General features: G+C 71.5%; 28 protein-coding genes. 8 read left to right on the top strand and 20 right to left on the bottom strand.

The features are described from left to right. Nucleotides 1–58: 58 nt before the first annotated feature. A complete protein-coding gene (locus ABH931_RS27570) occupies nucleotides 59–403 on the bottom strand; it encodes a hypothetical protein (RefSeq protein ID WP_370118738.1) in 345 nt (114 codons plus the stop codon). A 199-nt stretch (nucleotides 404–602) separates the two neighbouring features. On the opposite strand from ABH931_RS27570, the gene ABH931_RS27565 reads away from it, so the two are divergent. The 7 genes from ABH931_RS27565 to ABH931_RS27535 are packed head-to-tail and all read left to right on the top strand — an operon-like array spanning nucleotide 603 to nucleotide 4,766. Beyond that, complete coding sequence (locus tag ABH931_RS27565; RefSeq protein ID WP_370118736.1) at nucleotides 603–1,028, top strand: hypothetical protein; 426 nt, start codon at nucleotides 603–605, stop codon at nucleotides 1,026–1,028. Nucleotides 1,029–1,031: 3 nt separating this feature from the next. After that, nucleotides 1,032–1,580: a thiol-disulfide oxidoreductase DCC family protein gene (locus tag ABH931_RS27560; protein WP_370118733.1), complete on the top strand. Its 549-nt coding sequence runs from the start codon at nucleotides 1,032–1,034 to the stop codon at nucleotides 1,578–1,580. Nucleotides 1,581–1,589: 9 nt separating this feature from the next. After that, nucleotides 1,590–2,459: a TetR family transcriptional regulator gene (locus ABH931_RS27555; RefSeq protein ID WP_370118730.1), complete on the top strand. Its 870-nt coding sequence runs from the start codon at nucleotides 1,590–1,592 to the stop codon at nucleotides 2,457–2,459. A 50-nt stretch (nucleotides 2,460–2,509) separates the two neighbouring features. Then, nucleotides 2,510–2,746, top strand: coding sequence for a hypothetical protein (locus ABH931_RS27550; protein WP_370118727.1), 237 nt, complete (start codon nucleotides 2,510–2,512; stop codon nucleotides 2,744–2,746). Continuing rightward, on the top strand, nucleotides 2,743–3,228 hold the full coding sequence (locus tag ABH931_RS27545) for a hypothetical protein (protein WP_370118725.1): 486 nt from the start codon (nucleotides 2,743–2,745) through the stop codon (nucleotides 3,226–3,228). The genes ABH931_RS27550 and ABH931_RS27545 overlap by 4 nt, the downstream gene beginning before the upstream one ends. Before the next feature lie 8 nt (nucleotides 3,229–3,236). Then, nucleotides 3,237–3,818, top strand: coding sequence for a hypothetical protein (locus ABH931_RS27540; RefSeq protein WP_370118722.1), 582 nt, complete (start codon nucleotides 3,237–3,239; stop codon nucleotides 3,816–3,818). Between the two features lie 45 nt (nucleotides 3,819–3,863). Then, a complete protein-coding gene (locus tag ABH931_RS27535; protein ID WP_370118720.1) occupies nucleotides 3,864–4,766 on the top strand; it encodes a deoxyribonuclease IV in 903 nt (300 codons plus the stop codon). Between the two features lie 233 nt (nucleotides 4,767–4,999). On the opposite strand, the gene ABH931_RS27530 is transcribed toward ABH931_RS27535, so the two are convergent. Both ABH931_RS27530 and ABH931_RS27525 read right to left on the bottom strand, forming a co-directional pair. Then, nucleotides 5,000–6,286 carry a GNAT family N-acetyltransferase gene (locus ABH931_RS27530; RefSeq protein WP_370118716.1) on the bottom strand — a complete coding sequence of 429 codons (1,287 nt, stop codon included), beginning with the start codon at nucleotides 6,284–6,286 and terminating at the stop codon, nucleotides 5,000–5,002. Between the two features lie 10 nt (nucleotides 6,287–6,296). Beyond that, a complete protein-coding gene (locus ABH931_RS27525) occupies nucleotides 6,297–7,724 on the bottom strand; it encodes an MDR family MFS transporter (protein WP_370118713.1) in 1,428 nt (475 codons plus the stop codon). Nucleotides 7,725–7,829: 105 nt separating this feature from the next. Here ABH931_RS27525 and ABH931_RS27520 point away from each other — a divergent pair, with 105 nt between their 5' ends. Then, nucleotides 7,830–8,591, top strand: a complete 762-nt coding sequence (locus ABH931_RS27520; RefSeq protein ID WP_370118710.1) for a phosphoglyceromutase — start codon at nucleotides 7,830–7,832, stop codon at nucleotides 8,589–8,591. Between the two features lie 78 nt (nucleotides 8,592–8,669). On the opposite strand, the gene ABH931_RS27515 is transcribed toward ABH931_RS27520, so the two are convergent. The 17 genes from ABH931_RS27515 to ABH931_RS27435 form a co-directional block, all read right to left on the bottom strand. Next, nucleotides 8,670–9,905 (bottom strand): tyrosine-type recombinase/integrase, encoded by a 1,236-nt coding sequence (locus tag ABH931_RS27515; RefSeq protein WP_370118707.1) that lies wholly within the window; start codon nucleotides 9,903–9,905, stop codon nucleotides 8,670–8,672. Nucleotides 9,906–9,981: 76 nt separating this feature from the next. Continuing rightward, nucleotides 9,982–10,227: a helix-turn-helix domain-containing protein gene (locus ABH931_RS27510; RefSeq protein ID WP_370118704.1), complete on the bottom strand. Its 246-nt coding sequence runs from the start codon at nucleotides 10,225–10,227 to the stop codon at nucleotides 9,982–9,984. Nucleotides 10,228–10,664: 437 nt separating this feature from the next. Next, nucleotides 10,665–12,140, bottom strand: coding sequence for an ATP-binding protein (locus ABH931_RS27505; protein WP_370118702.1), 1,476 nt, complete (start codon nucleotides 12,138–12,140; stop codon nucleotides 10,665–10,667). A 2-nt stretch (nucleotides 12,141–12,142) separates the two neighbouring features. Then, the gene (locus ABH931_RS27500; RefSeq protein ID WP_370118699.1) at nucleotides 12,143–12,991 is read right to left on the bottom strand and encodes a bifunctional DNA primase/polymerase; all 849 of its coding nucleotides are present in this window, start codon (nucleotides 12,989–12,991) and stop codon (nucleotides 12,143–12,145) included. 104 nt (nucleotides 12,992–13,095) lie between these two features. Beyond that, a complete protein-coding gene (locus tag ABH931_RS27495) occupies nucleotides 13,096–13,344 on the bottom strand; it encodes a hypothetical protein (RefSeq protein ID WP_370118696.1) in 249 nt (82 codons plus the stop codon). 16 nt (nucleotides 13,345–13,360) lie between these two features. Further along, on the bottom strand, nucleotides 13,361–13,870 hold the full coding sequence (locus ABH931_RS27490) for a hypothetical protein (protein WP_370118694.1): 510 nt from the start codon (nucleotides 13,868–13,870) through the stop codon (nucleotides 13,361–13,363). 20 nt (nucleotides 13,871–13,890) lie between these two features. After that, nucleotides 13,891–14,085 carry a hypothetical protein gene (locus tag ABH931_RS27485; protein ID WP_370118691.1) on the bottom strand — a complete coding sequence of 65 codons (195 nt, stop codon included), beginning with the start codon at nucleotides 14,083–14,085 and terminating at the stop codon, nucleotides 13,891–13,893. Between the two features lie 17 nt (nucleotides 14,086–14,102). After that, nucleotides 14,103–14,357, bottom strand: a complete 255-nt coding sequence (locus tag ABH931_RS27480) for a hypothetical protein (protein ID WP_370118688.1) — start codon at nucleotides 14,355–14,357, stop codon at nucleotides 14,103–14,105. Next, nucleotides 14,354–14,596, bottom strand: coding sequence for a hypothetical protein (locus ABH931_RS27475; RefSeq protein WP_370118685.1), 243 nt, complete (start codon nucleotides 14,594–14,596; stop codon nucleotides 14,354–14,356). The genes ABH931_RS27480 and ABH931_RS27475 overlap by 4 nt, the downstream gene beginning before the upstream one ends. 158 nt (nucleotides 14,597–14,754) lie before the next feature. Continuing rightward, nucleotides 14,755–16,983, bottom strand: a complete 2,229-nt coding sequence (locus ABH931_RS27470; RefSeq protein WP_370118682.1) for a cell division protein FtsK — start codon at nucleotides 16,981–16,983, stop codon at nucleotides 14,755–14,757. Between the two features lie 111 nt (nucleotides 16,984–17,094). After that, nucleotides 17,095–17,325, bottom strand: coding sequence for a hypothetical protein (locus tag ABH931_RS27465; RefSeq protein WP_370118679.1), 231 nt, complete (start codon nucleotides 17,323–17,325; stop codon nucleotides 17,095–17,097). 47 nt (nucleotides 17,326–17,372) lie between these two features. After that, entirely contained in the window at nucleotides 17,373–17,741 is a 369-nt protein-coding gene (locus tag ABH931_RS27460) for an RRQRL motif-containing zinc-binding protein (RefSeq protein ID WP_370118677.1), read from the bottom strand. After that, entirely contained in the window at nucleotides 17,738–17,965 is a 228-nt protein-coding gene (locus ABH931_RS27455) for a hypothetical protein (RefSeq protein ID WP_370118674.1), read from the bottom strand. The genes ABH931_RS27460 and ABH931_RS27455 overlap by 4 nt, the downstream gene beginning before the upstream one ends. A gap of 65 nt (nucleotides 17,966–18,030) precedes the next feature. Next, on the bottom strand, nucleotides 18,031–19,116 hold the full coding sequence (locus tag ABH931_RS27450; RefSeq protein ID WP_370118670.1) for a hypothetical protein: 1,086 nt from the start codon (nucleotides 19,114–19,116) through the stop codon (nucleotides 18,031–18,033). Next, nucleotides 19,113–19,316 carry a hypothetical protein gene (locus ABH931_RS27445; RefSeq protein ID WP_370118667.1) on the bottom strand — a complete coding sequence of 68 codons (204 nt, stop codon included), beginning with the start codon at nucleotides 19,314–19,316 and terminating at the stop codon, nucleotides 19,113–19,115. The genes ABH931_RS27450 and ABH931_RS27445 overlap by 4 nt, the downstream gene beginning before the upstream one ends. Next, entirely contained in the window at nucleotides 19,313–20,122 is an 810-nt protein-coding gene (locus tag ABH931_RS27440; RefSeq protein WP_370118664.1) for a WhiB family transcriptional regulator, read from the bottom strand. Before ABH931_RS27440 ends, ABH931_RS27445 begins: the two co-directional genes overlap by 4 nt. After that, nucleotides 20,122–20,400 (bottom strand): hypothetical protein, encoded by a 279-nt coding sequence (locus ABH931_RS27435; RefSeq protein WP_370118890.1) that lies wholly within the window; start codon nucleotides 20,398–20,400, stop codon nucleotides 20,122–20,124. Before ABH931_RS27435 ends, ABH931_RS27440 begins: the two co-directional genes overlap by 1 nt. Between the last annotated feature and the right edge of the window lie 32 nt (nucleotides 20,401–20,432).

The raw sequence follows: 20,432 nt of genomic DNA, 5'->3' as shown, positions 1-20,432 counted from the left end.
GGGACGACGACGAGGGGCCGGGTGGCGTGAGCCGCCCGGCCCCTCGTCGTGTGTGCCGTCAGCCGTGGTGGTGGCCGCCGCCGAAGTCGGAGGAACCGGAGGAGCCGGACCAGGACGAGCCGCTGTCGTGGTGGCCGTGGTGCTGGCTGTGGTGACTGTCGACGCCCTGGTGACCGCCGTGGTGGTGGCCCCCGTGGTGCTGCGTGGCGCCAGGGAGGCCGGGGTCGGTCCACGGCATCCGCGTCGGGTCGGAGTCCGGCAGGTAGGACAGCCCGTCCCGCGGTGGGAACGGGACGGGGCGTTGCGGGTGTCCGCCCGCCTGGCGCCTCTTCTGCGCACGGTCCACGGCCACCGGTACCAGGACCGCGACGACAGCGACGACGATCAACAACCCGATCAGCATCTCCTGCTCCCCCTTCGCCTCGGGCTTTCGAGGTCACTGTGCCCAGCCCGGTCCGGGCCCACAACACATCTGATCCAGATCTGAGGTTCCGGTCTCGCCCGGCATCTTGAACGCGTTCAAAAAGCTGCTACGCTCCTCTCGAGCGCAGGATTTGAACGCGTTCAAGAATCGCTTGATCGAAGGTCGAAGGGCTGCCGAGATGAACTCCACCGTCGTCACCTACGTGGTCTACCTGGCGTTGAGCCTGTCGCTCACGGTCTGGGTCGGCCGGACGCTGAGCCGGGCGGGCCGCGTGTTCCTGGCGGACGTCTTCCACGGGAACGAGAAGCTGGCCGAGGCCGTGAACCACCTGCTGGTGGTCGGCTTCTACCTGGTCAACCTGGGTTTCGTCGCACTGTGGCTGCGCGTCGGCGACAACGACGTGCAGGACGTGCCCGGGGTGTTCCGCGCCCTGTCCTACAAGGTCGGCACGGTGCTGCTGGTCCTGGGTGTGATGCACCTGCTCAACGTCTACGTGCTCAACCGCTTCCGGGTCAGCGCCCGGACGCGCAACGAGCCCAGGCCGCCGGTCCCGCCGACCGGCTGGACCCTGCCCACCGCGCCGCCCGTCGCTCCGCAGGTCTGAGCGATGTCCCACGCGCAGCCGCCGGTGCGGCGGTCGCGGCAGTCGCAGCCGGCCACGGACCGGGGAGCCGGCGACGCTCCGGTCCACTGGCTGACGGTGCTGTCCGATCCGGACTGCCCTCTGTGCAGCTTCCTGCGCCGCTGGCTGGAGCGGCAGCGGCAGCTCGTGCCGCTGTACTTCGTCGACGTGGGCTCGGCGGAGGCCAGGGCCAGGTTCCCGCAGCTGGACCAGGTGCGGGCGCAGGCCGAGATCACCGTGGTCGGCGACGCGGGCCAGGTCTACGAGGGCCAGGCGGCCTGGATCGTCTGCCTGTGGGCGCTGGCCGGCCACCGGACCATTGCGCACCGGCTCAGCACGCCGGCCGGGCTTCCGCTCGCCCGGGCGGCGGTGGTCGCGGCGGCGACGGGGCGCAAGCTCCTGACCCGCCGCGACGGGGGAGGGGGGACGGGAACGGCTGCGGCGACCGCGCGGGGGGCGGCCGCCGCAGCCGCGACCGGCCCAGGGGACGACGATCCCTCCTGCGGCGCCGACTGCCGGGCATGGTCCGGATAGCCTCGATCCGTGACCGACGAACTGCCAGCCCCGTCCACCGAGACCCCGGCCGCCACCGCGCACGCGGAGCAGCCGGAGAGCTCGGAGCATCCGGAAGGCGCGGAGAACGCGAAGACGGCGAAGAGCGAGCGAACCCGCGCGCTGATCCTGGAGACGGCCATGCGCCTGTTCCAGGAGCGGGGCTACGAGAAGACCACGATGCGCGCGATCGCCGCGGAGGCGGGCGTCTCGGTCGGGAACGCCTACTACTACTACCAGGGCAAGGAATTCCTGATCCAGGGGTTCTACGACCGGATGACCTACGAGCACCTGGTCGACGCCCGCGCCCGGATGGAGGGCCGGACCGACTTCTCGGACCGGCTCACCATCGCCCTGGAGTCGTGGATCGACTGCGCCGCGCCGTACCACGAGTTCGCCGCGCAGTTCTTCCGGACCGCGGCGGATCCGGACAGCGCGCTGAGCCCCTTCTCCAACGAGTCCCACCCGGCCCGCGAGACGGCCGTCCAGCTCTTCCGTGAGGTTCTGGACGGCTCCGACCTCGGCCCGAAGATCGACCCGGAGCTGGACGAGCTGCTGCCCGACCTGCTCTGGCTGCACCTCATGGTCGTCGTCCTGTACTGGGTCTTCGACCGCACCGACGACACCGAACGCAGCCGGGCCTTCGTCAAGCGCTGCGCCCCGTTCGTCGCCAAGCTCGTCACCCTGTCGCGCTACCGGGTCTTCCGCCCGCTGGTTCGCGACGCGGTGGACATGATCAAGGAATTCGTCCTGCCGACCATCGGCCACACGTCGATCGGCAAGGCGACCGTCGTCCGTCCGGCTGCCGCGAAGGCAGGGGCCGAGGGCGGCACCAAGCGCAGGCGGCGCGCCAAGGACTGACCCGAGCCCGGCTCGGTCCCTCCGGCGCGGCCGCAGGAGGGGAGACCAGGGTGAGCGGCAGAGTGATCAGTGGGGATGCGTGGCCACCGTCGGCCACCGCCACCGCCACCGCCACCGCCGCCGTCGACGACATGGCGCGCCTTCCGTGGCGCGGCCTCGGCGAGGGCTTCACGCTCTCCCTGCTCCTCGGCCTGGCGCTTGGCCTGTCCGGCGTGGGACTGGGCCTCGGTCTGATCGCCGCAGCAGTGACGGCCCACTGGCCGGAGCGGCTCGGAGGGACGCGATGAACGCGACCGAGGGCGTGGCCTGCGTGCGCCAGCGAGACGGCCTGCTGTGGCGTGCCGCGACGATCGGTGTCGCACTGTTCGTTGCGGTAGGGGGATTGCTGCTCGTGCTGACGATCACCGCGCTCGCGACCTTCTTCGTCGGTCCTTTCTCGCTGCTCATCCCCCTCGGGGCGCTTTTCGCTGCGATCGCGGCCCTGTCGACATGGTCGCAACGGACACGTGCGGCTGAGTGGTGTCCCGAGTGCGGTGGGGTCCTGTCCGCCGCTGTCATCGAGGCCGCTCGCATCGACGACTCCGGCGAACTGCGGCTGCGCGCGGTGTACACGTGCGCCGTGGTGGAGCACCGCAGCTGGCGCTGGGCGGACGAAGGCGGGCCACTGCGCGCCGAAGGAGCTTCGTCCCGAGAAGAGCCCCGAGAAGAGGCCCGAGTGAACGCACCAGGTTCGCCGACCCGGACGGCACCAGGGCGGGCCGACCGGTGAGCCGGGAGGTGGGCAGATTCGCCTTGGTCTGGATGCTGGTCACCTTCGGTCTCCCACTGGCCTTCGGCCTGTGGCCGCTCCTGCCGTTCGCGCTGGCGCTCGGCCTGCTGACGGCGGCTGTCCAGGTTCCGGTGCTGATGGGCCTCCACGGTCTCGCGACGCTCTGGCCGCGGATGTCCTACCGCCTCGCGGTGGCCGTGTTCGCCGGTGTGCTGACCCTCGTGCTGTTCGCGTCCGTCGCCGGGCGACTGCTGGTCGTGCCGGTCTTCCTCGTCTACCCGATCCACCTCGTCGCGGCCAGGGAACCGCACCCGAGCCGGCAGGCGCGGCGGGGGACGCAGGACTGCCCGGTCTGTGCGGGCCCGGCCCGCATGGACCGCGTGGTGGCGGCACCCGCGCGGGAGGGCGGCGGTCTGCGCGCCGTCTACCTCTGCACACCGCACCAGCACGAGAGCCGGCGCGGCGTGGACGGCGCAGGTCCGTTGCGCCCGCTGGACGCGGTCGGCATCGCGGCGCCGAAGGCCGGTGCCGATCCGGCCGGGACCGCGGCGCTCGCCGGGCTGCGGGTCGCTGTCGAGCCGGAGGCCTGAGAGGTCGCGGGAGGTCGCCCCGACGGGGCGTGGCATGCTGCACGGGTGAACGACCAGCAAGACCCGCTTCGCCGCCGCAACCCGATCGGGGCCCACGTGCCCGTCGCCGCCCGCGGGCTCGTGGGCACCGGGCTCGCCTATGCGGAGCGGATCGGCGCCGAGGCCGTCCAGGTCTTCGTCGCCAACCCGCGTGGCTGGGCCACGCCCGTCGGCAACCCGGCCCACGACCGCGCCTTCCGTGAGGAGTGCGCGCGGCGGGACCTGCCCGCCTATGTCCACGCCCCCTACCTGATCAACTTTGGCTCCGACTCGGCCGCGACCCGCGAACGCTCTGCGGAGTCCTTGCGGCACTCGCTCGTGCGCGGGCGCGCGATCGGGGCGCGCGGCGTGGTCGTCCACACCGGCTCGGCGGTAGGCGCGGGCCGCAGGGCGGAGGCGATGGGGCAGGTCAGGGCGGACGTCCTGCCGCTGCTGGACCAGGTGGAGGCGGACGGTCTGCCCCCGCTGCTGCTGGAGCCGACGGCGGGGCAGGGCGAGTCGCTCTGCTCGCGGATCGAGGACCTCGCCGAGTACGCGGACGCGCTGGACTTCCATCCCGCGCTCGGTGTCTGCCTCGACACCTGCCACGTCTTCGCGGCCGGCCACGACCTCGCCGTGGCGGGCGGGGTGGCCCGGGCGCTGGACCTGCTGGAGCGGTCGTTCGGCCCGGGCCGGCTGAAGCTGATCCACGCCAACGACTCCAAGGACGTCGTCGGCGCGCGCAAGGACCGTCACGCGAACATCGGTGACGGCCGCATCGGGGCGGAGCCCTTCGCCGAGCTGTTCCGCCACCCGGCGACGGCGGGCGTCCCGCTGATCCTGGAGACCCCGGACCGCAGCGCCGCCCCGGGCTTCGGCCACGCCGAGGACGTGGTGACCCTCAAGCTCCTGCGGGGCGAAGCCCCGTAAGGGCGCGGGGCTCTGCTGATGTGCGGCTCCTCCCCAGCCTTCGGCCGGGAGGTGCCCCGGAGGTGCCCCCTGCGTGGGCGCGAGCAACCAACGGGGTGCGGATGGCCCTGAGTGCCCCGGACCTGTCGCGGCCACGCGGCGGAGCCTCGCGCCCCTGGGTCGGGTGCGGCTCCCCGCGGGAGCGGAGCCTCGCGCCGCTGGGTCGGGAGCGGCTCCCTGCGGGAGCGGGAGCCTCAGAACACGTCCGGGCACCACGGTGCGCGGTCGGTGCGGAGCACCCGCTGCGCGGCCCGGAGGCCGCCCTCGCGACGCGGCTCCAGCAAGCCCGCCTCCGCCAGCCGGCCGAGCGTGCTGTGGCCGAAGTACACGGCCGCCAACTGGCTGACGTCGAGGGCGAAGTCGACGACCGCGTCGTCCGTCGAACCCGACGCGAGACAGCGGCCGGTGCCGTCCTCGGCCGCGTCGAGGACGAAGCGGCCGGCGGTGTAGCCCATGGTGTCGGAGACGTCGAACACGACGCGCCCCGGCGCGTCGTAGGTGCGGGCGGAGAAGGCCTGCGCCACGTCGAGGATGCGGACCCAGAGGAAGTCCCCGGTGCTGTCGTTGTTGTCGACGCACGCGCGCTGGTCGTGCAGGGCCAGCGGCAGCGGCGAGTCCGGGGCCAGGTCCCAGACCTCGACGCGCTGGATCCAGTCGACCTGGAGGGCGTAGCGCCACAGCGCGGCCTCCGCCGCCCAGTCGACGGCGAAGTAGTCCTCGACCTTGAGCGTGGTCTGCTGCGGCACCCAGTTGCGCCACCCGCCGTCGGAGATCCGGTAGGCCAGCAGGCCCGCGGGGACACCCGCCGCGTCGCGGTAGAGGGCGACCAGCGGCTCCTTGAAGGTGTCGCCGGGGTCGACGATCTCGCCGGTCTTGTTGCGCCAGACGAAGTCCTCGCGGGAGACCGCGCCGGGTCGGGTGCGGCGGAAGCGGTCGTGGAGCTCCGGGCCGATCTTGCCGTACTCGGCCATGGTGATCAGTTCGATGCTGCCCTCGTCGGACGCGGCCGGGACGCGGATGCCGCCCGCGCGGTGCTTGTCGATGAGGCTGCCGCGCTGGGCGGTGGCCGGGCCGAAGCCGTAGCGGCCGTAGATGCCGAACTCGGCGGCGATCAGCATGGCGAAGGCCTCGCCGCGGGCGACGGCCGCGTCGAGGTCCTGGCGCATCATCCGGTTGAGCAGGCCGCGGCGGCGATGCGTCGCGGAGACGGTCACGTTGGTCACCGCGTCGGCGACGAGCGTGGCGCCGCCGGGCACGGTCAGCTCCTTGGCGAAGCTGCGGAAGGTGCCCACGCACCGGGCGCCGTCGAACGCGCCCAGGGCACGGCCGAGTTCGAACCGCTGACGGGAGAACTCGGGTGAGCCGTCGCCCTTCGGCCGCATGAACCCGGCGTTGAGGGCCTGGCCCCAGGCGCTCAGGTCCTCGTCGCCGATGAGGCGGATCACGATCTCGTTCGCGTTCGCGTTCGTGCTGTGTCCCATGCCCGGCACTCTAGGAGCAGGCCGGGGCGGTGGCATCCGAATTGTCCGCGCGGGACTCCGTGGCGCCGGTCGCCGACGTGCCGGTCACCGACGCGCCGGTCACCGACGCGCCGGGCGGGGCGGCCCGGTCGGCCTGTACGGCCTGTACGGCCTGCGCGGTCTGAGCGAGCTGGGCGGCGGGCGCCGCCTGGGCGGCGCGGGCCGCCGCGAGGTGGCGGCCGGAGCGGCCGCGCGTCAGCGCGACGTAGCCGCCCGCGGCGAGCAGGCCGAGGAGCGCGCAGGTGGTCCAGACCGAGCCGGCGCCCCATCCGGCGAGCATCGCACCGGCGGCGAGCGGCGCCAGGAACGCGGACACCTGCCAGGCCAGGGAGAAGACGCCCTGGTAGCGTCCGCGCCCGTGGACCGGGGAGAGCTCGGCCACCAGCGCCTGGTTGACGGGCGTCCAGATGATCTCGCCGAGTGTCCACACCCCGACGGTCAGGGCGTAGAAGGCCATGCTGCCGGCGAGGCCGCACAGGGCCATGCCGAGGCCGAACAGCAGCGAGGCGGCGACCAGCACTCCGGTGCGGCTGCGTCCCTTGATCATCCGGGTGGCCGGGATCTGGACGAGCACGATCAGCGCGCCGTTGACCGCGACGACCAGGCCGAACTGGCTCGCCGAATAGCCCTGGCGCCCCATCACGACGGGCAGGGCGATCTGGCCCAGGCCGATCACCATCGACAGCAGGAAGGTCAGGCCCACCAGGGAGATGAACGGCCCGTCGCGGAAGACCGTCCCGAGGCCGACCCCCGGCTCCGCGGCGGTCTCCTGCGGGACGGCTCGCTCGGGCCGGGTCTCGGGGATGCGGAGGAAGACCACGACGGCGCAGAGCAGCGTGGTGATCGCGTCGCCGTAGAAGAGGAGCAGGTAGCCGTGGGCGGAGAGCGCACCCGCCACCGAGGCGGACACGGCGAAGCCGATGTTGACCGCCCAGTAGTTCAGCGAGAAGGCGCGGACCCGGTCGGCGCCGGGCACCAGATCGGCCATGATCGCCGAGATGGCCGGGCGGGCGGCGTTGCTGGTGAGCCCGAGCAGAGCGGCGACCAGCGCGATCAGCTCGGGCTGGGTGGTGTAGCCGAGCAGCACGGTGGTCAGCGCTGCGAGCGACTGGGCCGCGAGCAGGGTGGGCCGCCGGCCCAGGCGGTCGGCCAGCACACCGCCGCCGATCGCCCCGAACACGCCGCCGAGCCCGAAGGCGGAGACGACCAGACCCGCCACGGCCGGGGAGAAACCGCGGGTGGTGGTCAGGTAGAGGGTGAGGAAGGTGACGACGAAACTGCCCAGGCGGTTGACCAGCGTGCTGGTCCACAGCCACCAGAAGGTGCGGGGCAGACCGCCGACGGATTCCCGGACGGCGGTGCGGAGACGGGGGAGTGGGGCAGGGGCAGGGGTGGCCATTGGTGCTCCGACCTCGGCAGGTAAGTGTCAGATCAGCATCGGGGACATTACTCGCCGCTGAGACGGCGGCGCCAGCGGATTACGACCTGGACTAGGCTCGGGGCCATGGCTGATGCTCCCTACCGTCTTGTGCTGCTCCGCCACGGCGAGAGCCAGTGGAACGAGAAGAACCTGTTCACCGGCTGGGTCGACGTCGACCTGAACGCCAAGGGCGAGAAGGAGGCCGTACGCGGCGGCGAGCTGCTCGCCGCCGAGGGCCTGCTGCCCGACGTGCTGCACACCTCCCTGCTGCGCCGCGCCATCCGCACCGCACAGATCGCGCTGGACCGCGCGGACCGCCACTGGATCCCGGTCCACCGCAGCTGGCGCCTGAACGAGCGCCACTACGGCGCGCTCCAGGGCAAGGACAAGGCGCAGACCCTCGCCGAGTTCGGCGAGGAGCAGTTCATGCTCTGGCGCCGGTCCTACGACACCCCGCCGCCCGCGCTCGCCGACGACGCCGAGTACTCGCAGGCCCACGACCTCCGCTACGCCGAGCTGCCGGGCGACATCCGCCCGCAGACCGAGTGCCTCAAGGACGTCGTCGACCGCATGCTGCCGTACTGGTACGACGCGATCGTCCCGGATCTGGCCGCCGGCCGCACGGTCCTGGTCACCGCCCACGGCAACTCGCTGCGCGCGCTGGTCAAGCACCTCGACGACATCTCCGACGAGGCCATCGCCGGGCTCAACATCCCCACCGGCATCCCGCTCGTCTACGAGCTCGACGCCGACTTCAAGCCCCTCACCAAGGGCGGCCGCTACCTCGACCCGGAGGCCGCCGCCGCCGCGATCGAGGCGGTCAAGAACCAGGGCAAGAAGAAGTAGAAAACATGATCATGCCTCCCACCTGCGCGAATGGCGCGGGTGGGAGGCTTTTTTGTGATCGGGGACCACTCTGGGCCCTCAGTCCTCCGACCCCTGGGGCTGGAGGACGCGTTCGAGGGCCTTGCGGGCGCGGTCCCGGCTGCTCGGCATGAGGTGTGCGTACACCTTCAGCGTCAGCCCCGGGTCGGAGTGGCCGAGGTACTCGGCGAGGGCCTTGATGCTCTCCCCCGCGTCCAGCAGCACCGAGGCATAGAAGTGCCGCAGCGCGTGCATGCCGTGCTCGCGGGCGGCAGCGTGCTCGCGACTCTTGGCCTTCGGGATGACGCCCGCCTGCGCGAGTGCGGGCTTCCAATGGTCTTCGTTCAACGACGTCCGCCAGACGTGCCCGCCGTTGGGGCCTGTAAAGATGAGCCGACGGGTCACCGGCTGGCCGTTCGCCCGCATCCACGGGAGCTTGATCTCTACGGGCGGGAACCGCTCGATGTGCGCGCGCAGCGACTCCGCCACGGGGTCGGGCAACGGTACGTCGCGGAGCTTTCCTCCCTTCGGGGGCGCGAACACGGGCTTGCTCAGGCTCAGCTTCAGCTGTTGTACGACGTGCAAGGTGCCGCTGTCGAAGTCGATGTCATCGACGGAAAGGCCAAGAATCTCGCCTTGCCGCAGGCCGCATCCGGCACCCACGTCGACCATGGGCCGGAAGCGTTCGACCATGGCGGCACGCACCGTGAAGACGCGGTCAGGCTCCCATGGCACGACTCGCCGCATGCCCATGGCCGGCAGGGTGACCGTCCGCGAGTTGCAGGGATTCCGCCGAAGGCACCCATCCTCCACGGCCGCTGAGAGCACAGCGCGAACGTTGGAGAAGATGACGCGGGCGTACGAGCCGGACATGCCGGACGCTTCGAGTTGCGTCACAAACTCGCGAATGTGACTTGGCTGGAACGACCCAAGCGGACGCGGGCCGATGCGAGGAAAGGCATGCAGTGTGAGTTGCGACACCATGGATGCCCTGGTGTTCGGGTCGCCGCTTTGGGTTTCGAGCCATTTCTCAGCGAACGCCTGGAACGTCACGCGGGATGCGTTGGGGTCGATGAAGTCGCCACGAGCAACATCCGCAGTGACGTTGCTCAGCCACTGCTCGGCGAGGCGTTTCTGCCCGTCAGGGAAGGACTTGGTCTTTCGCTCTCCATCGGGCGTGAAGTAGCGGGCCCGGTAGCGCATGCCCTTCCCGTAGCGGTCGGTCTTGAGGCGAACCGTCTTCCCCTCGGCGTCGGTGATGGTCTTGTACCAACGGTCTTGGATGCTCCCTGCCAATGGAGGCGGAGTCCCTTCTCAGTGTTGAGAAGGGGTGGCCGTCCGACGGCCACCCCTGGTGGTGCGAGAGGCTGCGTCAAGCCGCGGCGCGGTCGACGTTCTTGAGCTGAGCGACGTAGGCCCTCACTTCAGCGGGGTCGTAACGCACGTGCTTGCCGATGCGGAAGCCGGGGGGACCCGTGCGTTTTCTGCGCCACTGGTAGACCGTTTCGATGGGTACGTCGAAGATTTCGGCGATGTCGTCGGTCGTGAGGTACCTATCGGGCAGGACGCTGTGGAGCGCGGTGTCCTGGTCGGATTGAGCGGAACGTATTCGGCTCATTGAGTCCTCGGTTTCTGGGTTCTCGACGCCATGTCTGTCCGAGGTGCCGCGTTCTGCGTCACCGCGTCATCCGCGTCATCCGTGCTTCTGGCCTGCGGCTTTGGGTGACGCAGAGGTTTCGGGGGTGCGTCACCGGCACGGGTCTGCGTCACCCGGTGGTGACGCAGGTGACGCAGGATGACGCAGCCGTCGGCGGCTGCGTCACCGCTGTAGTGGCAGCTCAGGCGCCCTTTTCGACCTCGGGTGACGCGGGTGACGCAGGATCTCTTCTCTTAGGACAAGAGATGGGGTTGTCGTTGTGGTGTGGTGCGCGTCAGAACGAGAAGAAGGAGCCGCTTCGCGGCGCGACCACGGGCGGCGCGCTGCGCCGAATAGCAAGAGGAGCACCCCGGGGCGCGGTGGTGCTCCTCTTGCCTTTCGGGGCGTTCAGTTGCAGGTCAGAACGCCTGTTCCTGCGCGTTCGGCGGCGGTGCCGGTGGGCGGGCCATCTCGATGTAGCGGGCTGCTTTGTTGCGGCCCCAGTCGATCAGGACGCCGCGGGCGGTGAGGGTGGGCTGGAGCCGCTTGAGGCGGTCGGAGAGGACCTTGCCCGTGGTGGGCCAGCCCTTGGGCAGGGGGCGGAAGCCGTCGCCGGTGTAGAGGTGGGTCAGCACCTGGAGCCACTCGGCGGACGTCTTGCGTTCCTCTGCTCCCGCGTCGAGGCCGGCGGCGTGCTGGAGGACGGTCTGTGCGAGGAGGTCGCCTTCGATGACGTCGTCGTTGAGGTCGTCCAGGCTGGTCCGGTAAGCGCCCAGCGAGGTGAGGCCGGTGGCGACGTCGAGTTGTGCGCACAGGTGGGCGAAGTCGGCCATGCGCAGATCGGTGGGGATGTCGGCCTCGGCTGCGCGGACCTTGACCGTGAGGTCGAGGAGAGACCCGAGGATGACGGGTAGGGCCTCTTCGAACTCCGTCCACAGCTCGGCTTCGGTGCGCCGGGTGCGGGGGCGTTCCAGACGTAGCGGGAGGAGGCGTTCGGCGAGGTCGGGGCGGATCACGCCGACGTCGATGCCGGTCAGCAGCAGGGGCCGGCGGTAGCGGGCGCGGACGACATCCCCGTCGGTGTAGAGGGCGCGTTTGATGGTTTCGGCGCCGGTGACGATGCAGCACATCAGGTCAGACAGGTCGGGGGCCAGGTGGGAGAGGTTGTCCAGGGCGGTGACCCACCCGGCAGCCACGGCCGCGATCAGGTTCTCTTCGTCCTTCGGTGCCCGGCGCAGGTCGCCGCTCATGCCTTCGATGACCCTGACGAGCATCCGTCCCCCGGTGGACTTGCCCGCGCCTTGGGGGCCGGTGAGGAAGGGTGCGGGGACCGGCACGGACGGTCCGAGGCAGCCGATCAGCCAGGCGAGGGCGAGGGTCTCGGTCTCCGCACTGGCGAAGTTGCACAGGCCCAGGAGGAGGTCGATGCCCTTGCCGTTCGTGTCCCGGGCGGGTAGGGGGAGTTCGCCGGTGAGCTGGGTACGTCGCCAGCACACCTCCTGCGGGTTGGGGGTGAGGGTGTCCCAGCCGGTGGGGTGGATCCGGATGGACTGCCCGTCGTTGCGGCCCAGGTCCAGCCACGTTGCACCGTCGAATCCCGGCGCGACACGGATGTGCACGGGTTGGACGTCTTGGATCAGCGCGAGGGCCTCAATGAGGTCCAGCGCTTCCTTGAGCGCGGTGCCGTTGAACACCCCGTGCCCGTCGTTGAACAGGCCCACCATGAGCTCCTGCCGGTGGCTGCCCGAGGTGCCCTGCGAGCGGATCGGGCGGGCCACGGGGTGGCCGTTCTGTTGCGCGTACACGGTCCCGTCGGCGGTGCGGAAGTACCGGAAGTGCTGCCGCGCGTAGTCGGCGATGATCTCGCGGGCCGGGGTCTTGTCGTCGTCGGACATGGCTACAGTCCCAACTTGCTGCGGGCGTTGGCCCATGCGTCGGTGCAATGCCGCGGCGATTCGCCCTTGGCCTGCGCGGCGGTGAATAGGCGCGCGACGTGGGCGTCGGTGAGGCAGCCGCACCGGCCGTGGGCCGACAACACGGCGAGGAACGTCCGGTACACGGTGTTGTGGATCGCTTCGCGGGCCTCGGTGATGCGCTGCTCCGCCATGTCGATGCCACGGTCAAGATAGGCGGGCGTGCGGTGACGGCACTGCCTGCCAGCGGCGCCCGGGGGCACGACGTTGACCTGAGCCGCCGGCCGGACCGGGGCGGGCTCCTTCGCGGCCAACGCACGCACCGCGTCGGGGAGCGCCGCTATGGCACCGATGCCGGGACCGAGCCAGCGGGCGTAGGCCATCGTGGACTTGATGTCTATGCCGGGCCGCACGCTGTTGCGGGAGCGCATCGCCCCGCGGTAGAGCCAGTGCTCGCCGCGGGTCGTGGCCACGGTCAGCGTGGCCGGTAGATGCTCCCTGGCCCACGCGACCGCGTCGGCGTTGTCGAGGTCCAGCACGGTCAGCCCGGCGCCCCCGGGGTGGTAGGCCAGGGCCTCCGCGCGCCGCCAGGCCGCAGCCCAGTGGGGCGAGGTGATGACGCGCGGGTCGGTGGTGGCCGCGGCCCACCCATGGCATGGGCGCGGACACCGACACGGGCCGGGCTTGAGCATGTTCGGACGGTCCCCGCAGCGGCTCTTCTGGCAGGCGCCGCAGTTTCCGAAGGGAAGCTTGCCCACGGCGAGCGGAAGGACCGGGCGACCGCGTTGTGCGACCGCCAGAGCGACGTTCATCAGGTCGAAGGTGGATTCCATCCCGCAGAGTCCTCTCAGGCCCTCAAAGGGGCCTTTCTGGGCTTCGGCGCGCAGCACGGATCTTCAATTTGGCTGCTGTGTACTGGAGTTGATGCAGATGTGAATCAGGCGGCGCGCTTGGCCTGCCCGCCGGGGACCTCGGGCAGGTCCGGGTGCGTCGCCTTCATGTGGGTGAGGTACTCACTGATCAGCGCCTTGACGGCGTCCTCGCCCACGGCGGCGTTGGTTTGGCCGCAGCGGCACACGTAGTGCGCCCTCGGCGTCGGGGAGGGCGCACGCATCGACCACGGGTAGCTCTCGGGGGACGGCGCGAACACGTAGATGCCGGGGTTGTCCTTGCTCGCCCAGCTCATGCGGCCTTCCCCCTGTTCAGCGGTAGTTGTTGACGGTGCCGTGGGCGCGGCCGAACAGGCCGGTCGCGGTGACGTTCTGCGTGACGTAGGTGGTGCCGCTGTCCCTGCCGCCGCGGGGGGCGAGGGTGCCGCGGAGCAGCAGGGTCAGGGCGAAGATGGAGCCGGTGGCGATGGCCAGCGCGATGGCTGCGGTCATGAGTCCACTCCCTGCGGATGCGATCAGTCCGGCGGCGTAGCCGACGCCGGTTGCCGCGGCGCCGACGCCGGTCCCGCCGGCCACCGCGACGAGGGCGGCGCCCTTGGCCCGCCCCGACACCCGCGTCTCGACCGGCGGTGCGGGCGGCGGGGCGGGGGCGGCGGCGTACTGCTGGGCAGCCATCAACATGGCGAGCTGGTGGGCGAGGACCGGGGTGCGGTCGATGAGGTCGGCGGGGAGCACCGGCGAGTAGCGGGTGGGCTCCATCGGCGCGGCCGGGAGGACGAGCGGGGCGGGCCGGAGGTCCGGCGCGTTCGGGCTGATGTCCACGGCGGGGGTTCCTTCCGGGGCTAGTGGGCGACGTTGTTGAGGTAGTGGATGACCGCGGTCACGGCGTGGCCGATGGTCGGGGCGGCGCCGGTGCGGGCGAGGTAGAAGCCGAAGAGGGCGGCGACGAGCCCGCCGCTGATCGCCAGCGCCCGGTTGCGGATCATGAACAGGGCGGCGGCGCCGAACAGGACGACGAGCGAGATGGTGACGAACACGATGGCTCTCCTGTCGCTCAGCGGTTCTTGCAGGCGGGGTAGTGGGAGCCGCGGAAGCACTTGCCGTAGGTGGGGTCGTAGACCCGGAACGACATGGTGCTGCCGTCGGCGAGGCGGATCGTGAGCCGCAGTTCTTCGCTGTGGGTGGCGGGGTTGTGCCACGGGTAGCGGTCGATGACGGTCCCGGAGACGTCGGCTTCTGGCGCGGCGCACGCGCCGGCCAGCGCGGCGGTGAGGGCGAGCGTTGCGGCGCGGGCGGCCCGGACGGTCATCGGGTGCCCTCGCGGTAGAGGCGCAGGGCGAGGTTGTACAGGTGGCGGCCGGTGCGGATGCGGTAGCCGGTGGCCTTGCAGCGGCGACAGTCCTTGCCGCGGCGCATCCGGCCGCGGCGGTCGGTCTTGAAGTGGAAGCCGAAGCCGCGGCACCGGCGGCAGCGCCCGAACGGCTGCGCCGCACACACGATGCCGTAACCGAGCGTAACGATGAGTAGGCAGGCTATAGCGGTGAGCACGGGGGTCTCCCAGGGGCTCGAAACCGGGGTTCGGGGTGTTTTCGCAGGTGGGCTGCTAGCTACGAGGTCCCTGGCCAGAGCCCAAATGAAGTGCTAGTAGGGGTGCTAGACCTAGCAGCGCGGGCCGCTAGGTCTAGCACCGGTGCGAGCGGTGTCCGCTACGCGCTGCGGTCACGCTCCGTGTGTGCCTTGAGGACGTCGGCTCGGGCGATGCCGCGGCGGGTGGTGCCCTTGCCGCCACCGGTCGGGGTGCCCCAGACGTCCTGCACCGGCACGCCGTGCGGCTTGAGGTTCGTGGTGACCGTCTCGCCCTTCCAGCCGCCGTAGACCTCCGGGCGCAGCTCGGCGAGGCGGCCGGCAACCTTCTCGTTCCACACCTTCTCCTCGTCCACCGGCACAACGGCGAGGACGTCGGAGAGCAGGTCGTACGTCGGCGCCACGAGCGTCTCCGGCTCCACACCGGCGGCGTAGCCGGTGATGTTGCCGTACTGCTCGCGCATCTTGTGGGCGCGGATCACGACCTGCTCGGCGGCAAGGGCGTCCACATAGGCGGAGCAGACGATCTGCGGGTCGTCGCCCTCGCCGGCCATCCACGCGATGCCCTTGTCGGAGCGGGAGAACATGGTGGCGCGGATGCCCGCCTTGTACATCGACGTGCCCAGCACCATGTCGTTGGCGGGCTGACCGAGGACCTTGAGGCAGAACTTGAGCACCAGGTTCGAGCTGATGCCGGTGGGCAGCGACTTGGCGTCGGGGCGCTGCGTGCCGAACATCGGGATGATGCCCAGCGCCGGCCCGCGCTTGGTCAGGTCGGTGCAGATGGCCTCAATCTCCGCGCCGTAGGTGGGGTGCTCGAACGCGATCTGGCACTCGTCCAGCGCCACCCCGATCGGGTGCAGCCCCAGTTCCTTGCGGTTGGCGAGTTCCGGGGTGACCTTGGACTCCGGGCACACGCTCTTGGGCAGGGAGCGGATCACCTTGGTGCGGCGCCGCATCTCCTCGCGCAGTTCCTTGAGGCAGGCCACGACGTAGGCGATGTCGTCCTCGTCGTCGCCGGCGCGGTAGGCGTGGCAGACCGGCTCCAGCGGGGAGAAGTCGCCGGTGCCCTTGAAGTCGAACGCGTAGATCTGCGCCCGCGGGTCCAGTGCGCAGATCAGCAGCAGAAGCCGCATCAGGAACGTCTTGCCCATGCGCGGGATGGAGCCGACGCACACGGCGGCGAACATCAGCGACACGCAGACCTCGCGCATGCGCTGGTCGTTGCCGAACACGACCGGCTTGAACAGGTCCACCACACCGGCCTTGAGCAGCGGCCACGCGGGCTTCTTCGTCTCGTTCATGGGCTTGTCGCCCACCCACAGGATCAACGCGCCCTCGTGGGAGTCCGGGTTGGGGCCCGGCCACACGCACCCGAGCTTGCGCCGAAGCCCCGAGGCCAGGGCCTTGCGCTTCTCCATGATGTCCTCGGGCGTCACGCCGTAGGGCAGGTCGATGTCCGCGCGGTAGCCGGGCCCGTCGCGGGTGATCTCCGAGGTGAACTTGACGCCCTCGCCGCCCTTGAGCAGCGCCCGGTTGATCCGGTCGTTCCCGATCGCACCCAGCGCCCGCAGCACGATGGAGGTGGTGAGCTTCTCCAACTCCGACTTGATGACCGCGGGGCCGATGATGGGCTTGTCCTCGGGTCGGCCGCGCCACCCCAGCACCATCAGCGCGGAGCTCGCCAGGGCCCACAGGGCGGCCGGCGCCATGACGTAGGTCGTGAGGGCGAACACGGTCCCGAACACGGACGCCACGAGCATGAGGGCGACCCTGAGTCGGACCTTGCGGTCACGCGAGCGGACGAGAGTCATGTACTGGCCCGCGTCCTCCGTCAGGACGGCGTGGGCGCGTAGCGGGGCCGCCTCGCTGTCCCACACCCAACGGTTGGTCGCAGAGATGAACCGGACCGTCCCGCGCGGGGCGGTGGTGAGCAGTCGGAGGGTGTAGTACGGGCAGCGGATCGCGTGGAACGCGAACGCGTACCCGAAGTGCCCAAGCGCCCGGCCGGTCGCGGAGAGGAAGTCGGGCTTGTTCTGCATCCACTCCGGCACGATCGGTCGCCGGTTGACCTCGGTTATCCCCGGCGGGGCAAGGTTCGGCGGGTCGGCCGGAACGGTGGGCTTGGGCGCCGACTCCTCGTCGTCCTCGTCGTCCTCATCCGCCGGCGCGGTCGGGGCCGTGGTCGGGGCGAGGGGCGGGGTGTCGGTCGGCCCGGTGGTGGGGGTGTCGGTCGGGGGCCTGGGGAAGCGGTCGGGGAACGGCAGCACCTCGCCGCCGCTGGTGTCGGTCGGCAGGTACACCGGCAGGTCGTCGGGCTCCACGGGCTCGTTGAGCGGGTCGTGGTTCACTGAGGGACCTTCCTCATAGCGATGGGTGAAGGGCGGCCGGGGCGCGTCTCTGCTGGCAGGCGTCACGCGCCCCGGCTGGTAGCGGTCTGTGCAAGGGGACCGGTGCGGGCGCTACGCGGCGGCGTGCTCGGGCGGCAGAGCGCGGCAGGTGGCGGCGTGCTCGTTCGCGCTGTCGCGGAGGCGGTCCATGTTGGTGTCGTCGTGGGAGTCGATGCAGCCGTTGCAGTGCCAGTACCAGACGCCGTACTCGCCCGTGTCGGTGACGCCCACGGTCACGATGGCGCCCATCAGGCCCTGGAATCGCATCACGGGCTCGGACTTGCTGTTGTTCTTGCCGGTCAAGGTCGGTTCTCCAACTCAAGCGATGGCAGCGGTGGTTGCGCTGGTCCTCAGGCCGCGAGCGCGGCGGTGTCCTGGCACGGGACGCACGCCCCAACGGACCTCTGCACCACGTAGCCGACGTCGTGCCGGCACACGGGGCAGGTCCGGCGGGCGAGCATCGCCGCGGCGAGGGCGGCGGTCTTGCCCGGAGTCATCGGCCGGACGGGCTTGGCGAGGTCGCGCCGGTACAGGTAGGCGACCCGCACTCCGCCCCGGGTCTTGCGCGAGCGCCACAGGATCTGTGCGGCGACCTCTTGGCCTCCGGGACGAAGCCCGTCCGCGCGCAGTTGGCGGCGCGTGGCGTAGCCGTCCGGGGCGAGGCGGAACGGGTAGGTGGGGATACCGAAGCGTTGGCCGGTGGGGTCGTAGAACCTCACTGGGCCCGCTTCGACGTGCCGTCGCCGGCGCTGAAGGTGAAGCCGTCGCCGCTGAACTGCAGGGTGGTGCCGGAGGCGCAGGTGATGGTGACGGAGCCGCTTCCGGCGACGACCGGGCCGGTGCTGTCGCTGATCACGACGGTGGTGATGTCGCCGGACACGTCGCTGGTGTGCTGGACGACCGGGCGGCTGTTGTCGCGGTGGGAGTTCGTGTGCCACGACATGGCAGATGCCTCCTTGGAAGGCAGAGCAGGAAAGGGAAGCCCTGCTGTGCGGAGTGGGACGGCGGTCAGGCCGCGCCCTCGTCCGTGATGCCGTCCGTCTCGTCGGGGGCCGGAACGGAATGGAGAGAGGGGCGGGCGGCGCGTTCCGCCTTGAGCTGCTCGCGCAGCTCGCGCGCCCGGTCCTGGGCGACGTGCACCGCCTTGCGGATGCCGGCCGCGGTCAGCTTCTCGTCCGGCCAGTCCGCGGTCAGCGCGCGGGCCTCGTCCAGCACCTCCGCGTCCGTGCGCTTCGGCGGGTTGGTGCGCGCCGCGTTCGGGACCTTCCCCGTCGCACGGCGCGGCCGGGTGGCTGGTGCCGCTACAGACGGCTGCGTGGGGAGGAGAGGCGCGGGGTCGGGCGTGACGTACACCGGCAGCTCGGGCTCCTCCGGCGCCACGCGGGGTGCGGCGGCGAGGGACCAGGTGTGCTGCTGCTCGATACGGGCCAAGCCCTTGACCGAGCGGCGGCGCACCACGCGGGCCACGACGTGCTGTTCGGCGGCTGCCGCCTCATCCGCGGGCAGCCCGTGTTGGGCAGCGTCGATCGCCGCGGCCAGCCGAGCGGACAGCCTCCGGGCCTTCCAGCCGCCCTCGTTGGCGCCCGCAAGGGCATCGGCGAGGGCCACCGCGCGGTCAGCGGCGCGGCTGCGGGCAATCGCCGCGGAGTCGCTCCCGCGGCGGCCGATGCCCAGCCAGGCAGTCAGGCGCTCGCGCGCCTCGCGCAGCGCCTGCCCGAGCAGGCCGGCCGCGTGCTCGCCACGGGCCCGGACCTCCAGCCCGAGCAGCAGGTGGAGCACCACGGCCAGCAGCACCGGCCCGAGGATCACCCGGACCGTACCGCCCGTACCGCCGGACAGCGCGTAGGCAGGGAGCGCCTGAATCAGCACCGCGCCCAGCGCGAGGCGGGCCGGTCCCCGCGTGCGGGTGGCCCACGCGTAGACCGACAGGGCCAGGATCGCGGACTCCCCGGTGACCGCCAGGAACCCACGCTCCACGGTCCACGTGATCCCGAGACGCTGCCCGAGGTAGGCGTACGACGTCGTGGCAGACATCGCCAGGGCCAGCAGGCCGGGCACGGCCAGACCCCAACCGGCGGCGCGGGCGCGGCTCATCGAGCACCCCCGAGCCACGCCTTGAGCACGATCAGGACCACCAGGTACGCGCCCGCGGCGCCGGCGAGAGCCGGGATGCCGTAGTGGTGGAACTCCCAGACCATCCCGGCGGCGGCGCCCCAGGCGGCGAGCTGGGCCACCGGCCGGTCCCCGCCGGAGGTCTGCTGCTGCGGCCCGTAGAAGGGCTGACGGTTCCTCATGCGGCCTCTCCGATCCGGTCGGCGCCGATCGCGGCGGCGGGGGTGGTGCGGTGGGCCTTGCGGTAGGCGCGGCTGTAGGCGGTGTTCGCCTCCAGGCAGGCATCGCAGGCGGGCTCACCCGCGAGGCGGTGCAGGCGGTAGCCGTGGCGGGTGCCGCAGCACCGGCCCATCTCCTGCTGTGCGGTTTCGGTCGCGCGGCGCTGCCGGGCGGCCTCACGGTGGGCGGCCTGGGTGCGGGTACGGTCCTCGCGCCGGGCCCCGGTCTGGGCCCAGACGTACTCGGTGTTCGCCACCAGGCAGGCGGCGCAGACGCGCTCGCCCGCGGCGCGGTGCTGCTGGTAGCCGGTGCGGGTGCCGCAGCCGGGCGAGGGCTGCCGCTTGGCGTTGCGCTGGGCCCGGTCGGCCGCGCTCGCGGCGGTGTTGGCCGCGCGGCACGCGGCGCAGGCGGGCTCGCCGCCCATGAGGTGACGGCGGTAGCCGCTGCGCGTCCCGCAGCCGGGGCGGCCGGACAGGGCGTCGCGCTCGGCGGTGTTCAGCCCGCCGAAGATGCCGTAGCGCTCGTCGCGCTCGATCGCGCCCGCCAGGCACAGCGGCCGGATCGCGCAGGCGGCGCACAGCCGCTTGGCCTCCGCCGCGCCCTCGGTGTCGTCGGGCTCGGGGAAGAACACGTCAGGGGCGACCTCGCGGCACACCGCGCCGGACAGGCGCGTGTCCTCGGGGACGCTCAAGGTGATGTAGGTCCCACGCTGCGGCGCGGCCGGGGTGGCCACCGTCGCGAGGCGCAGGTGCGTGCGGCGCTTGGGCATCACGCCACCGCCGATCGAACGACGCGGGCACGGGTGCGGGGGCGGGGCGCCGGGCGGCGCCGCAGGGGGACCGGCGCGGTGCGCAGCAGCTCGCGGGCGTAGCGCCACGCGGCCCGGTCGTTCTCGTAGAGCTCGGCGAGGATCGCGGAGGCGACGTCCATGCGCGCCTCGCGGTCCATCGGCGTCTCGTCGGGAGTGCCGGTGAACAGCTCGCGGTCGATGCCGAGCGCGAGCGCCACGAAGTCCTCCGCGGAGGTGGCCTCGTGGCCTGCAACCATGGTCTTCACGGGTCTTCTCTCCTTGAAGCGGT

It is taken from the genome of Streptacidiphilus sp. MAP12-33, assembly GCF_041261265.1.
Lineage (GTDB): Bacteria > Actinomycetota > Actinomycetes > Streptomycetales > Streptomycetaceae > Streptacidiphilus.
The sequence above is the reverse complement of the archived record's forward strand: the minus strand, read 5'-3'. Positions and strand labels throughout refer to the sequence as shown.